This window comes from Ruminococcus flavefaciens, assembly GCF_900119075.1.
Classification (GTDB): domain Bacteria; phylum Bacillota; class Clostridia; order Oscillospirales; family Ruminococcaceae; genus Ruminococcus; species Ruminococcus flavefaciens_Q.
Genome location: NZ_FPIP01000004.1, coordinates 260,412 through 275,037, shown reverse-complemented (window position 1 = coordinate 275,037; position 14,626 = coordinate 260,412). Strand labels below are relative to the sequence as shown.

Sequence of the window (14,626 nt, the reverse complement as noted above, 5' to 3'; positions counted from 1 at the left end):
TTCCATGAAGGGTGTGATCTTATGAAGATACTGAAAATTTGCGGAAAGGTACTCCTGATAATCGTCATCATCATTGCTGCGATACTTGTTATCGGTCTGCTGTTCCTTGAATTTTATCCTTCCGTAGGAGATACACCCGATAAGGAAAAGCAAAAAGAATATGGAGCAAAAACCGATCTGTACTATGAAAAGCAGTTCCATAACGAACTTGACTTTGAAGTCATGACAGGTGAAGCCTCGCCAAAGAGTGATAGGAACGTTCCAGAAAATAAGCTGCCTGCCGAAACGCCCGAAAGCATTGAACGTGCAAAGTCGGGAGAAATGAAGATCACATGGCTCGGTCATTCTTCTTCTCTGCTGCAAATGAACGATAAGAATATTCTCATTGATCCCATAATGAGTGACAGGGCTTCGCCCGTAAGCTTTGCAGGTCCGGCAAGATTTGCAGAGTATGCCCTCGATACAGACAGCGTTCCCGAAACAGATGTGCTTTTCATATCCCACGACCATTACGATCACCTTGACTACAACACGATCAAGGCAATAGACAGTAAGGTAAGCAATTATATCGTTCCCCTCGGTATTGATGTGATACTGAAAGGCTGGGGCGTTGACGAAAGCAAGCTGCACCCGCTGTACTGGTGGGAGGAGCTCGAGCTTGAAGGCATTACACCCCTGCGGAACACTACACGGGAAGAAATCCGCTGAAAAACAATGCCACGTTATGGGGCGGACTTTATATCAAGGACAGCTCTCACAATTTCTATTACACGGGCGATACGGGCTATTACGATCTGTTTGAACAGGTATATGACAAATTGGGAGCGCCCGATCTAATGCTTGCCGATTCAGGACAATATGACAAAGGTTGGGCAACTACCCATATGTTCCCCGAAGAAACAGTGCAGGCTGCAAAGGACGTTCACGCAAATTGGCTGATACCCGTTCACTGGGGCGCATATTCACTCTCAAATCACGCCTGGGACGAACCGCCGCAGAGAGCTGTAAAAGCGGCAGACGAGCAGGGCGTGAGCATTGCAACGCCGAGGATAGGTCAGACCGTGAACTATGATAATATAGCTTCATTTACCGAGCATTGGTGGGAGGAATATAAATGACAACATCTGAATTTCTCGAATACATAAACAGTGGCAGACAGGTCACGTCAGAGTGCGGTGTTCATCAGACTATGCACAGGCTGAGTCAAGAGGCTATCCGCATCACAATGGAGATCAACAGCCGTTATCATACGCCCGATGAGATAAACGAGCTTATGTCGGAACTTATCGGCGAGCCCGTCGAGGTCGGACTTTTCCCGCCGTTCTTCACCGATTGCGGAAAGAATATTCATCTTGGCAAGGGCGTGTTCATCAATTCGGGTTGTAAGTTTCAGGATCAAGGCGGCATTTACATCGGTGACGGTGCACTGGTTGGTCATAATACGGTGCTTGCAACGCTTAATCACGGACTGCTTCCCGAAGAACGCCATGACCTGATACCAAAGCCTATACATATCGGCAAAAATGTCTGGATAGGATCTAACTCAACAGTTCTTCCGGGAGTTACGATCGGAGATAATGCTGTCATCGGTGCAGGTTCGGTGGTGACAAGGGATATTCCTGAAAATATGATAGCAGTCGGAAGTCCAGCGAAAGTGATAAGGAGTATATATGATGAAAAATAGATTGTTTACATCATTTCTTTTTTCTGTTGTCATGCTTATGTTCAGCGGCTGCGGAGCATATGAAGACGCCTTACCAACAAACAAAGGAAGTTCCATAACAGCCACTGCTACGGAATTTAAACAACAGTCAGTGAAAGAATCCGAGCCTATCATGAACATTTCTGTCGGAGATAAAGAGTTTCAGATCACGCTTGAAAATAATGATACCGTTACAGCATTGAAGGAGTTTCTGCCCATGACACTTGATATGTCAGAACTTAACAGCAATGAGAAGTATTATTATCTTGATTCGAAATTACCGTCAGCTCCAGAAAAAGTCGGTAGGATAACTGCAGGTGATATTATGCTGTATGGTGATAACTGCCTTGTTGTTTTCTACAAGAGCTTTGACACATCATACACCTACACTAAGATTGGTCATATCAAGGATACAACCGGATTGACAGATGCACTTGGAAGCGGCGGAGTAACTGTTTCTTTTCAGCTCGCCCCCACAAAGGTCATATATACAGTGCATGATATACGCAATCTCAGCGATTTTATCCTTGGGAAACCAATAGAAAATGACCTGACAGATAAACATTATGATCTTGATAATGATGGTATATGGAGTACCTTTGATATAGTTCTGATGAGAAAAAAGATACTTGAACAGAAAAATATGAAAACAGAATTTGATTTTGACAGCAAGACCGTATTGCTGAACAGCGGCTATGAAATGCCAATACTCGGGCTCGGTACCTGGACGCAGGACGATGAAACAGTTGAAGAATCAGTCTATACAGCATTGAAAGACGGTTATCGTCTTATCGACACGGCTCAGTATTACGGCAACGAAACAGGCGTAGGCAACGGTCTGAAAAGAGCTGTATCCGAAGGTATAGTCAAACGTGAAGATGTTTTCATCACAACAAAAGTAATGCCCTCCAATTATGAGAGGGCATATCAGTCTATAGACGATTCCCTTAAAAGACTAAACGTTGATTACATTGATCTTATGCTGATACATCAGCCCGGCAGCAATGATACGGAGGTCTATAAGGCTTTGTGTCAAGGCGTAAGAGACGGAAAGCTCCGCAGTATCGGTATTTCCAATTATTATACTCCGGAAGAATACGAGCGTGTTACTGCAGGTGAGAATATCAAACCTGCGGTGGTACAGAATGAGAACCACCCTTTCTATCAGAATACGGAATTCAAAGAATATGTATCAAAGTATGGGACAGTAGTCGAATCATGGTATCCATTCGGCGGAAGAGGTCATACGCAGGATTTGTTTGAAAATGAAACAATCATGGAGATCGCCGAAGCTCACGGAAAGACTTCAGCTCAGATAATCCTTCGCTGGCATTTGCAGGCAGGATATATTACGATACCTGGTTCGCAGAATCCTGATCATATCCTTGAAAACATCAGCGTATTCGACTTTGAACTGACAGATGAGGAGATGCAGAGAATGACAGCGTTGCATACAGGAAAACGATATGAAAACTGGTAAAATATACCTATCATTAGCAACAACAAATATGAAATTATAAAAAGGCCAGCTCCGTATGGAGCCGGCCTTTTTTGTATCGTTATGCTGCCTTTCGTCTTGTGTAAAATCAAAAGCTCGTCTTTGACAGACGAGCTTTGCATAGAATTAGAACAGCCTTTCAGGTTTATTCGTGTGATTTTTCGTGTGACTGACCCTGCATTTTCGTGTGATTTTATGCATTTTCATTATCACACGCGCATTTTTGACTGCATTTGCATAGACAGCAGAAAAGCCTGTATTTAGCGTTTTCTGCTAAATACAGGCTTCTTAAAAGAGCGGACAGAGAGGGATTCGAATATTTTTAAATGGCTATTTTCGCCTATTTATAGCCTTTTATACTTTTCGTGTGGAATAAATGAGTGGAATAGAATTATTCTGAATGAAAACTATTTCTGGTATAGCATTTCTTTTTCGATTATTGAAATATTGATATTTCCTGCATATTTTGCTTAAATACTATAATAAAAATGAAGACGCCTGTAATTACTGACTCCATTTTTTATTATATCAAAAAGCCCCGAAAAGTCAATCTGTAAACCTTTTGCAAATCAAATCCCATTGCAATGTATCGCCATTTGCGCTTCACTTCTCATGTGGATATGCCTCAATAAGATTTTTTATGCATACGGATACTAAAACGAAGACTTCTTAGTATAAAGCATAATAAATAATATCTGTTTGCTTTATACGCCTTTGTATATTTGCACATTATGTTTTTTATTCAACACAAAATGTACTATAAAGTCTCTTGACATACAGCGTAAAATACCATATAATTACGGTGTAATCGTGCACGAAATGTAATACATAATTTTTCAGGAGGTGGAAACCCATGAAGCATAATAAGCTGTTGTCCGGTCTGATAGCTCTCTTTCTGACGGCATCTGCCGTTCCATATCAGGGAACTGCTGTTCATGACGGCACAAAATATGCTTCTCACAGAGGAGCAGACAAATTCACACTGACAGCTGCGGCGGCAGATAACTGTCAGATATTCCGTGAACAGGATCTGAAGAATTTTCAGAATTATTTGCTCGGAAAAAATACTGATGAAAACCTTGACGGAAAACAGTATGATCTTAATAATGATGGTGTATGGGATATTTTTGACCTGTGTCAGATGAGAAAAAAGGTCGTATCCCATCAGCAGAGCGGTACATCGGAACTATATATCAACGAAGTATGCTCTACAAACAAAAAATCAATAAAGGCAGCTGATGGAACATCACCCGACTGGATCGAATTGTATAATGCGGGTGACAATGTCTGTGATCTCAGCGGAATCGGAGTTTCAGACGGTGACAAAAACCGTTACAAGTTCACATTTCCACAGGGAACGACGCTTGGCGTCGGTAAATATATCATCATTTTCTGTGATGATACCGACTCAGCAACAGGTGAGCTTCATGCTGCTTTTAAAATTAGCGCAACAGGAGAAACCATATACCTGACTTCACCTGACGGTACGGAGCTTGACAAGCTTGAGCTCCCTGAGCTTGATACTGATGTTACCTTCGGAAGAACCCCCGACGGCTCTGACAGTCTGGCATTACTGAATCCCACACCCGGAGCTTCTAACAGCTTAGCTGAAGTGGTATACCGTGTTGAAAAGCCTGTATTCTCATCAGAAGGAGGCTTCTATGATTCTGCATTCGATCTTGCTATTTCAGGCAGCAGCGGCTCCACTGTGCTTTATACACTTGACGGTTCGGATCCGCGCACCTCGGGTTCAGCAAAACAGTATCAGGGAAGTATCAGCATACGCAATAACACCAATGATACCAATCAGCTCGCTTCTATCCGTGATATTTCTCTCAGAGGCTATGAGCCTCCGAATTTCGCAGTGGATAAGGGCATGGTAGTTAGAGCGGTATGCAGGGACAGCAACGGACTTTACAGCGACGTAGCAACAAACAGTTACTTTGTCGGAAAAAACGCCTCATATTACAAGGATATGAAAGTGCTTTCAATCTCCACTGACAGCAGTAATTTCTTTGATAAGGAAAAAGGTATATATATGATCGGTGATCAGTATTACCGCTGGAAGAACAGTGGCAGCTTTGATCCCAATCTTGATGTGGGAAGCAACGAAAATCCGACGAATTACAACTCGGAGGGCAAGGAATGGGAGCGCCCCTGCAATATACAAGTATTTGAACAGGGTAAGCTCAAGTTTACAGAAGATGTTGGAGTCCGCATAGCTGGAAACTGGTCTGCCGCATTCCCTCAAAAGAGCATGACGTTCTATGCACGCCGTGACTACGGTGCAAATAAAATGCAGTATGATTTCTTCGAGGGCGGTGCCACAGATATTGACGGCGCAAAGATCAAGGAATATAAAAAGGTAACTATCCGAAATGGCGGAAATGCTTATGATAACTGCCGTTTCCGTGATGACCTGAACCAGTCCCTCGCAGAAGGACTATCACTCGGTAAACAGGCAAAGCAGGATTATATTGTCTTCCTTGATGGAGAATTCTGGGGTACCTATTCAATGCAGGAAAAGCTTGACGAGAACTATCTTGAATCACATTATCATGTGGATTCCGACCGTATAACTACTGTAAAGAATGGGTACGAGTATTCGGGACTTGATTCGGCATATCAGGATTTCAAGCAGTTCTGGAACTGGGCTATGTCCGCAAATATGTCAGATCCTTCAAATTATAAAAGGGTATGCGATACTCTGGATATTAACGGCTTGATCGACTTTATCGCTTTTGAAAACTATATCGCAAACTGGGACTGCATTATTAATAGCAATAACTGGATGATATGGCGTTCAGACGAGAACGATAGCTCAAATCCATATATGGATGGTAAATGGCGTTTCCTGCTATTTGATACGGAGTATTCTTCAGGCTATGACGGACAGTGCTCATTCCGCCGTGACTGCTTCAAGGATATGGACAAATCAGGAAAAATCACCAGTATTTCCTCACTATTCAACAAGCTGATGAACAATAACGAATTCAAGCAGCAGTTTTATAGCCGATACAAGGAGATAATGAATGATAACTTCGATAATTCTAAGGTATCAGCAAAGATAGACTCATATGCTGCCGCAACAAAAGATGCTGTTAATGATACTTTCCGCAGATTTGGCATATGTTCAAACTATGACAGTTGCATTAAAATGATCCGCAATTTCTACAAGAACAGAGCGAAATATGCAGAACACCATCTCAATCTCCTCTATGGAATAAATGATAACTGGCAGGACGATCCGAATATGATAGATCAGTTCGGCTGGAGCGTCTGGATGAATGATGGTGTCGGCTCTATCGAGTACAATGATGACGGAAGCATAACTGTCAATGTATCAAAGACAGGGCAGTATGCGCAGGTAAGCAGCAGCACAGTTTCACTTCAGGCAGGAAAGACCTACCGCATGACTTACAAGATCAGTACTTCACAGAACATAAACACTTATACGATGTTCCAGCAGGGCTACGGAGAGTATAAGAGCTATTCCTACCATGAGCATACGTTCACTCCTAACGTTCAGACTATCACTGACACAGTAACTATGACTCAGTCAGATGACAATGTCAAGTTCCTTATCGGACTGGATAAGGGAACCGGAATATATCGTATTTCTGATTTCTCACTTATTTGCATCAATTGATATGAAAAAACGGCACTTCTCTTTCTGAAGTGCCGTTTTTGATGCTATCATTATATTCACTTTTCCATGCTGACCGTCACACATGTCTTGAAACAAACTTTCAGAAAAAGTCGCAGACCTTCATATTGGTAGTCCTTTAATAAGCGAACTTCTTTTCATGTGAAATAGATTATTATTTCAACGCACAGATTATCTCAGCGGTCAGCTTATCCACGGAAATACCATGAGCATCAAGCAGTTCCTCAGCCTTGAATTCCGTGTGGAACGCCTTGGAAATGCCGCGGCAGCGTACTCGCATATCAGAATCGCCGTAGAATGCTGCAATATTCTGTCCGTAGCCGCCCATAACTTCACCGTCCTCAATGGTGATGACAAGGCTGTGGTCTTTTTTCAGTGAATCAAGAAGATCCTCGTCTACACCGCTGACAAATCTCGGATTTATGACCGTGATCTCTGTACCGGTCTGAGCCTTGACCTTGTCAGCCGCTTCCAGTGCCATGGGAACAAGTCCGCCCACTGCAAAGAGTGCGACCTTGCTGCCCTTGCGTTCGATCTTGTTTTTCAGAACTGAGTAATCAGTATCGTCAGCGACACCTGTCGATTTCAGATTGTCCACCACTCTGATCGCAACAGGGTGCTGCTTCTGCGTGGTTGCATAGCGGAACATCTGCACGAATTCCTCATTGCTTGCAGGTGCAAGATAAATGAGATTCGGGATATGAGCAAACATCTGAATATCGCAGAGCGCAATGTGGGTGTTGGAATTCATACCGTAGGCACCGGGGCTAAGTATCAGGAAAGTTGCAGGACTGTCATTCAGGCACACATCATGTGACATCTGGTCGTATGTACGCTGATAGAAAGGAGCGAATGTGCCGAATACCGCCGTGCCGCCGTTTCTTGCTATTCCGCCTGCCATAGCGACTGCATTTTCCTCTGCAATGCCGACATCAATGAACTGTCCACGGTCGACGTATTCCTCACGGACGCCTTTCACAAAGCCGAGTCCCATAGGAGTTGCGGCATTAAGGACGATAGCCTTTTCATTGGTGTCCAGCAGTTCCTTAAGGCAGCTGAATACAACACTTTCTCCGCCCTCATTGGGATACAGCGGTGAACCGTCCTCAACGTGGAAGGGACCGCCTGCATGCCAGCTTTCACGGTCTTTTTCTGCATAGGGCAGACCTTTTCCCTTGATCGTGTGGATATGCAGCACAACAGGGTGGTCGATGTCCTTCACACTCTCAAACAGTTCAACAAGCTTTGTGGTATCGTGACCGTCATCGAGATAGCGGTAGTCCAGTCCCATTGCACGGAACAGATTGTCCTCGGCAGTGCCGTTTGATTCACGGAGCTTTTTCAGCGTTTTGTAGAGTCCGCCGTGATTTTCAGCGATACTCTGGTCGTTGTCATTCACGATGATAATGAGGTTCCTGTCGTACTCTCCTGCGTAGTCGAGAGCCTCAAGCGCCTCGCCGCCCGAAAGGGAACCGTCGCCGATGAGTGCGATGATATTTTCACTGCGCTGATTCAGGTCGCGTCCCTTTGCAAGTCCGAGCGCCAGAGAAACAGAGGTCGAAGTATGGCCGACAATGAACATATCGTGTTCACTTTCATTCGGATTAGTATAGCCTGTCACATCGCCGAAATGCGTCTCATCCAGAAATGCCTCTTTTCTTCCGGTCAGGATCTTGTGCGGATAGCACTGGTGGGATACGTCAAAAACGATCTTGTCCTTCGGGGAATCAAATACATAATGAAATGCCACAGTCAGCTCCACCACACCGAGGTTCGGTCCGTGATGTCCGCCGGCTTTGCTGATCTTATTGATGAGTGCGGCTCTTGTCTCATCTGCAAGTACCTGAAGCTGAGAAACCTCCAGCTTTTTGATGTCGGCAGGGCCGTTGATATTTTCTAAGTACATAGTTTTATCCTCCTCAGATCTTGAAACCATTTATCATCTTTACGAATGCAGGATCGCTGTGGTCAACTATCTCGCTGTGCCCAAGATCAAGTGCCGCGATCTTCTGCATATCCTCGTCTGAAAGGGTGAAGTCCCAGATGTCAAAATTCTGCTCCATACGTTCCACATGAACGGATTTTGGCAGGATCGAAACACCTCTCTGAGCATTCCATTTCAGCGCAATTTGTGCAGCGGTCTTACCGTATTTTGCTCCGATCACCGTCAGTACATGGTGGGCGAAGATACCGTGTCTGCCCTCTGCGAGAGGTCCCCATGCCTGTGGTGCGATACCGTATTCCTTCATGAGCGTGATCGCACTGTCCTGTGTAAAGAACGGGTGCAGTTCAACCTGATTGACAGCAGGCATGATTTTTACATTCTCACAGAAATTTGCAAGAATAGCAGGATAGAAATTTGATACGCCGATTGCCTTTACCCAACCCTCTTTGTAAGCTTTTTCAAGCGCACGGTAGCCTGCAAAATAATCGCCCATAGGCTGATGGATCAGGATCAGATCAATATACTCCATATCAAGCTTTGCATGAGATTCCTTCAGAGAAGCATAGGCGCCGTCTTCTGTTTTCATGTTTGATACCCACAGCTTCGTGGTGATGAATAGTTCCTCACGGCTTACAAGTCCGTCAGCAATCGCACGGTGGACAGCTTTTCCGACAGCCGCTTCATTCATATAGGCTTGTGCAGTGTCGATAAGGCGATATCCTGTCTTGATTGCATCATATACAGCCTGTTCGCAGACAGCCGCATCGGGCACCTGAAATACGCCGAAGCCCTCAATCGGCATTTTTGCTCCTGTGTTCAGTGTTACGAATTCCATAATAAGTTCCTCCTTGTCTTATAGGTTCAGCCATTCTCTGACATCAGCTTCTGTCAGGTGATTTCCGTCAATGCTTTTGTGGACATTTCCCTTGCACAGCTTCTTGATATCGTCCGTGCCGACAGAACCGCTTCCGCCGTGGGTATTGAAAAGATACACATTTTTACCGGTCAGGTCGTATTGCTCAAGAAAACTCAGCACGATCATCGGGCAGGTATACCACCATGCCGGATAACCGATCACAATGTCGGTATACTGTGATATATCCGCAATACCTCCTGCATAGGGAGGCCGTGTGTCCTTGTCACGCTCTTTTTTCGCCTGTGTCACACAGATGGGGTATATTTTTGAGTACGCCTTTTCCGGTTTCAGCTCAAACTGATCGCCGCCTGTTGTTTCTGTGATCATTTTGGCAGCCTTTCTTGTGTGTCCGCCCCATGAAAAGAATACAGTCAGAAATTTTCTCTCCGGCATATGATCCCTCTTTTCCGGTATTGATTTTGATACTGGTTTGTGTTATAATCAGAACAGATATCCTGTTACAAGCATATTATAGCATACTATTTTGGATTTGTACAATGCTAATATCTGATACTGCTATAAATCAAAATCATACTGAGGTGATGATATGTTTGAGTTATATCTTCTGCGGCAGCTTGCCGCATTCAAAGAATACGGCACACTTTCCGAAGCTGCCGAACGGCTGTATCTTTCGCAGCCAGCGCTGAGTCGGAATATGAGAAAACTGGAGGAAGAGATTGGTGTACCGCTGTTTGTACGCAGCCGCAATAAGCTGGAGCTCAACGAAAACGGCATACTGACCGCTGAGCTTGCCGGGAAAGCCTTGTCAGAGATTGACGGCATTGCAAAGCAGGTACGTGACTTTGACCGCAGCCGCAGGACGATTTCGCTTGGCGTCTGTGCGCCCGCACCCATATGGAAACTGACTCCGCTTCTGTCGCAATTATATCCGACCATGACGATACAAACGGAGATCACGGAGGAAACGGAACTGCTGGAAGGTCTCCACAACGGACAGTATCAGCTGATCGTGCTGCATTTTCATCCCGAGGATAAACACTATATCAGCACTGCCTGTGGATCGGAAAAGCTGTTCTTCTCGCTGCCGCCGACACACAGGCTTGCAAATGAAGCCGCGCTGTCCTTCTCCGACCTTGACGGCGAGAGCTTCCTGCTGATGTCGGAGATCGGATTCTGGCACGATATGGCCGTCAGAAAGATGCCGCATTCCAGATTTCTGATCCAAAATGACCGCTTTACTTTTGACGAGATCGTCAATGCCTCTGTCCTCCCGTCATTTAGCACAGATACTGCAAATGAGTTTTTCGGAAACAGTTCAGACCGCATTCAAGTCCCCATTACAGACGAAGAGGCTGAGGTGAGATATTTCCTTGTCTGTCTGAAGGAGAATGATAAACAGTTAGGACAGCTGTATGAAGTATTATAATAGCTAAGTTTTTACTTTTGTATGGTTTCAGAAAGAAATGGGCCTGCGTGCCAACACCTTTTACCGCCGCATCAAGGAGTATGAAGACAAGCATATATAAATAAGAATGGAGCCGTTAACGGCTCCTTCTTTTTTCATTAGACTGTCCATATAATTTGAAATATTGCAAAAGCGAAAAAAGCACTTATATGACACTGTTTTACACTGTGTCAATAGACCTTAGTCTACTGCAACCATACTCATGCCAGATCCATAATGGAGCTGGCATTTTTCATAACATTATATCGCCTTTTCTTCGTGTGCATATTACATTATATATTTCTCTTGTTCTTATTGTTTTCACGTAATAGCAACCCAATAAAAAAACAGCCAGAATGATAATCGTAGTATACTCACATACATCTGAGATTGCTCCAAGATCGGCGTTTTCAGGAATATTGCACTGCGAGAGAAATCCGCCAAAAGCACCTTGACTTTGATTGAACATGAAATGCGCCACCACCGCAGGAAATACGCTATCCGTCTTTTTTGTAAGCCACATCAAGAATGTACCGAAGCACGTCAGTAAGAGCATTCTTCCGCCGCACATCATCAGCGTATCGGAAAATGTATCTTCACCGTCAAGCCAGCCTGCCAGATCCATTGGCAGATGCCACAGGCTCCACACGACACCGCCGAACAAACAGGTGCCGACCGTGCCGAATAGCGGCTCCATTTTCTGATTCATATATCCACGCCAGCCAAGCTCCTCACCAAGCAGACCGATTGACTGAACAACAGATAATGCCGCAAGCATGAATACACTTGCCACCGCATCCTGAACTGTGAATCCGCCTAGCCAATTGCTGTGTCCGCTTACGATAATGGGGAGCAGTATCCTTGCTGAAAAGAATATCAGCGGAAGCCCGAATGCCAACAGATACCACCTGAAATTACCATTGAGATTCAGATGCAGCTTCATATCACGAAATCCCTCTTTTGTAACGGCTCTTGTGATAAGGCTTGCAATCGCAGGTGAGAATGAGAACAGGCAATAATATATAATGAAAAATGCTGTATTCGATTTGTTCATCGTTGTTCTGAAAACGAAGAAAAGCAATACGAACATTGAAACGATCAACAGATATATGCCAAGCTTTTGGGCATTTTCTTTTTTAGTGGTCATACTGCTCCACTCCTTTCAGATACAGCCTGCAAGTAATGCGGTAGGAAAGATAGTACAGCGCAAGACATACTACCAGACAGACCGACAGTATCAGAGAGCTATTCTGTACATTGAATACCTTTTTGCACATCTCAATGATCGTATCAAAATGCTCTGCATTCAGTATCATTAATACTGAAATGGCAACAGCTCCCGTGACCATAAAGATCATTTTGATAATACTTCCTTTTTTACTTCCAAAACGATAGACGAAAGGTATGTCAATGGCACGGGAAAGTATCTGCACAAAGCAGAGTGGAACGGCAATGCCGCTGACTTCTTCAATCTCTGTAATTCCCATATCTGCTGCAACAGCACAGTATCCTCTGTCCACACATTGCAGTGAAAACAGAAACACTACCACCATAGCAAATATCATCTCATACTTCAAACGGAGAAAGCCCTTGTAGCCTTCAGGTGTTGCAGTTATCCAGTATCCCCACAGCTTGCGGTCATCACCGCGCAATACCAGCAGCTGCAAAGCCCCTGCTGCAAGAAATCCGGCGATAAGTCCACCGATACGAAGTGCGATATTATCCACACTTGTTATCTGCTCACGTAAAAGCAGCAGCGCAAGAAGTGGAGCGAAGCCGCAAGGTATCATAGAGAGAATAAACCAACGGTTTTGCTTCCATTCCTTGTAAACCAGACCTGTCATTACGGCTCTCTCCTTTCATGGGACCTCCACATCGCAAGGAAGAATAATACACATAAAACAACAAAAACGGCTAATATGCAAAGCGTTGTTTTCCCAGAACACAGAATAGTTTCAAATTTGTTGACCGCTTCTTCCGAGATCATAGCATCGTCCTCAGCAGGCTTCCCAGCTTTATTCATACCGGGAAACAAGCCAAATACTCTGAATACAAATCCTGCACCGACAAAAGCAAGTACGCTTATCAGCTTCAATTGGTTTTTATCCTTTGCGTACATCATGATATAGCTGTAAGCAATATCGACCAGCATCACGGCACAGACAGCGCCGAGATAAATATTCAGCATATAAATATACAGCATGATACCGAAATTGGAATAATCCGCTGCTGCAGTGTATACAAATTCAAAAGCCCATGATAACAGTCCGAAGAACAGAATATAGCATAGCTTCGTCAGAAGATCGGACAGAGCCTGCTGTTTTGCTGTCGGCGGCAGAACAAAGGAATATCTCTTCCACCCCGAACTGATGTCCGCTTTCTGTAAGCCGTTATTCGTGCCTGCCATAAATCCGCCTGTCAGTGCTACTATTCCCACAAAAAGAGGTATCATTTCTAAAGGCGATTCCTCACCTTCGACAGGTTTGAAGATAAAGACGAGTATAAGTGGAGTCATCATCAGTAACGCCAGCAGCAGAAACAGTATCAGCATAAGAATAAATCGTTTGCGTGTCAACATTAATTCACGATATATCAGCGATCTGTATAGTTTCATCACGACCACTCCTTTACATCACGATGAACATAGTATAGCATGAGATCATCAAGGCTTGCAGGATCTATCACGCAGTCACGATATTTGCAGGAAGCACTCTCACGGTTAGTCACCATGACCTCTGCACCAAAATTGTTGGTGCGAATGCTGACGATATCCTCAGTGTCAATTTCTTTCAGCTTGTCCTTACCGCACTTGAGAATACCGTGCTGCTCGATGATCTCGTCCTTATAGCCAGTCAGCAGGATCTTTCCCTTGTCGATGAATGTCACCATATCGGCTATTTTTTCAAGGTCAGAGGTAATATGCGAGGACATCAGGATAGAGCGCTCGCCGTTTTGCAGATACTCCATAAATATGTGCAGTATCTCGTCACGAACAACAGGATCAAGTCCCGTAGTTGCCTCGTCCATGACAAGAAGCTCCGCATTATGGGACAGCGCACAGGCAATCTGCAATTTCATTTTCATACCTTTGGAGAACTGACCTATCTTCTTTTTCTGTGGCAGCTGAAAACGCTCAATGTATTTCATATATTCATCGTTATCCCATTCAGGATACATACCTTCGAATATCTTAGCCATATCCTTTGCATTGAACACATCATGAAACGGCAGCTCGTCAAACACCACGGCGATACGCTTTTTTATTGCATTTTCGTCCTTAATATGGTCAAGACCGAGCAGTTTGATCTCGCCATCATTTATATCGGTAATGTGGAGCAAACTGCGAATAGTAGTAGTTTTGCCAGCACCATTTTGCCCAATAAAGCCCATTATACACCCCTTAGGTATATCAAAGCTTATATTATCCAGCGTAAAGCCGTCATATTTTTTAGTAACACCCTTGATCTCAACAGCGTTTTCATAGTCATTCATA

Annotated in this window: 11 protein-coding genes and 1 pseudogene; 5 read left to right on the top strand and 7 right to left on the bottom strand. The window is 44.3% G+C overall.

All coding sequences use genetic code 11. From position 1 onward, the window contains the following. Positions 1–21: 21 nt before the first annotated feature. From BT105_RS15280 to BT105_RS08150, 4 genes and pseudogenes are all read left to right on the top strand, one after another. Positions 22–1,118: pseudogene (locus BT105_RS15280) on the top strand (MBL fold metallo-hydrolase). Beyond that, positions 1,115–1,684, top strand: a complete 570-nt coding sequence (locus BT105_RS08160) for a sugar O-acetyltransferase (RefSeq protein ID WP_072300262.1) — start codon at positions 1,115–1,117, stop codon at positions 1,682–1,684. Before BT105_RS15280 ends, BT105_RS08160 begins: the two are co-directional and overlap by 4 nt. Continuing rightward, a complete protein-coding gene (locus BT105_RS08155) occupies positions 1,674–3,182 on the top strand; it encodes an aldo/keto reductase (RefSeq protein ID WP_177243950.1) in 1,509 nt (502 codons plus the stop codon). Before BT105_RS08160 ends, BT105_RS08155 begins: the two co-directional genes overlap by 11 nt. Positions 3,183–4,053: 871 nt before the next feature. After that, the gene (locus BT105_RS08150; RefSeq protein ID WP_072300261.1) at positions 4,054–6,849 is read left to right on the top strand and encodes a CotH kinase family protein; all 2,796 of its coding nucleotides are present in this window, start codon (positions 4,054–4,056) and stop codon (positions 6,847–6,849) included. A gap of 172 nt (positions 6,850–7,021) precedes the next feature. On the opposite strand, the gene BT105_RS08145 is transcribed toward BT105_RS08150, so the two are convergent. From BT105_RS08145 to BT105_RS08135, 3 genes are read right to left on the bottom strand one after another with little or no spacing between them, the layout of a single operon-like run. Further along, the gene (locus BT105_RS08145; RefSeq protein ID WP_072300260.1) at positions 7,022–8,773 is read right to left on the bottom strand and encodes a 1-deoxy-D-xylulose-5-phosphate synthase; all 1,752 of its coding nucleotides are present in this window, start codon (positions 8,771–8,773) and stop codon (positions 7,022–7,024) included. A 13-nt stretch (positions 8,774–8,786) separates the two neighbouring features. Continuing rightward, positions 8,787–9,647: an aldo/keto reductase gene (locus BT105_RS08140; RefSeq protein WP_072300259.1), complete on the bottom strand. Its 861-nt coding sequence runs from the start codon at positions 9,645–9,647 to the stop codon at positions 8,787–8,789. An 18-nt stretch (positions 9,648–9,665) separates the two neighbouring features. Next, positions 9,666–10,121 (bottom strand): flavodoxin, encoded by a 456-nt coding sequence (locus BT105_RS08135; RefSeq protein ID WP_072300258.1) that lies wholly within the window; start codon positions 10,119–10,121, stop codon positions 9,666–9,668. 154 nt (positions 10,122–10,275) lie between these two features. On the opposite strand from BT105_RS08135, the gene BT105_RS08130 reads away from it, so the two are divergent. Then, complete coding sequence (locus BT105_RS08130) at positions 10,276–11,115, top strand: LysR family transcriptional regulator (RefSeq protein WP_072300257.1); 840 nt, start codon at positions 10,276–10,278, stop codon at positions 11,113–11,115. 271 nt (positions 11,116–11,386) lie between these two features. On the opposite strand, the gene BT105_RS08125 is transcribed toward BT105_RS08130, so the two are convergent. The 4 genes from BT105_RS08125 to BT105_RS08110 are packed head-to-tail and all read right to left on the bottom strand — an operon-like array spanning position 11,387 to position 14,625. After that, entirely contained in the window at positions 11,387–12,280 is an 894-nt protein-coding gene (locus BT105_RS08125; RefSeq protein ID WP_072300256.1) for a CPBP family intramembrane glutamic endopeptidase, read from the bottom strand. Further along, positions 12,270–12,977 carry an ABC-2 transporter permease gene (locus BT105_RS08120; RefSeq protein WP_072300255.1) on the bottom strand — a complete coding sequence of 236 codons (708 nt, stop codon included), beginning with the start codon at positions 12,975–12,977 and terminating at the stop codon, positions 12,270–12,272. The genes BT105_RS08125 and BT105_RS08120 overlap by 11 nt, the downstream gene beginning before the upstream one ends. Further along, positions 12,977–13,747: a hypothetical protein gene (locus BT105_RS08115; RefSeq protein ID WP_072300254.1), complete on the bottom strand. Its 771-nt coding sequence runs from the start codon at positions 13,745–13,747 to the stop codon at positions 12,977–12,979. Before BT105_RS08115 ends, BT105_RS08120 begins: the two co-directional genes overlap by 1 nt. Further along, entirely contained in the window at positions 13,747–14,625 is an 879-nt protein-coding gene (locus BT105_RS08110; RefSeq protein ID WP_072300253.1) for an ABC transporter ATP-binding protein, read from the bottom strand. Before BT105_RS08110 ends, BT105_RS08115 begins: the two co-directional genes overlap by 1 nt. Between the last annotated feature and the right edge of the window lies 1 nt (position 14,626).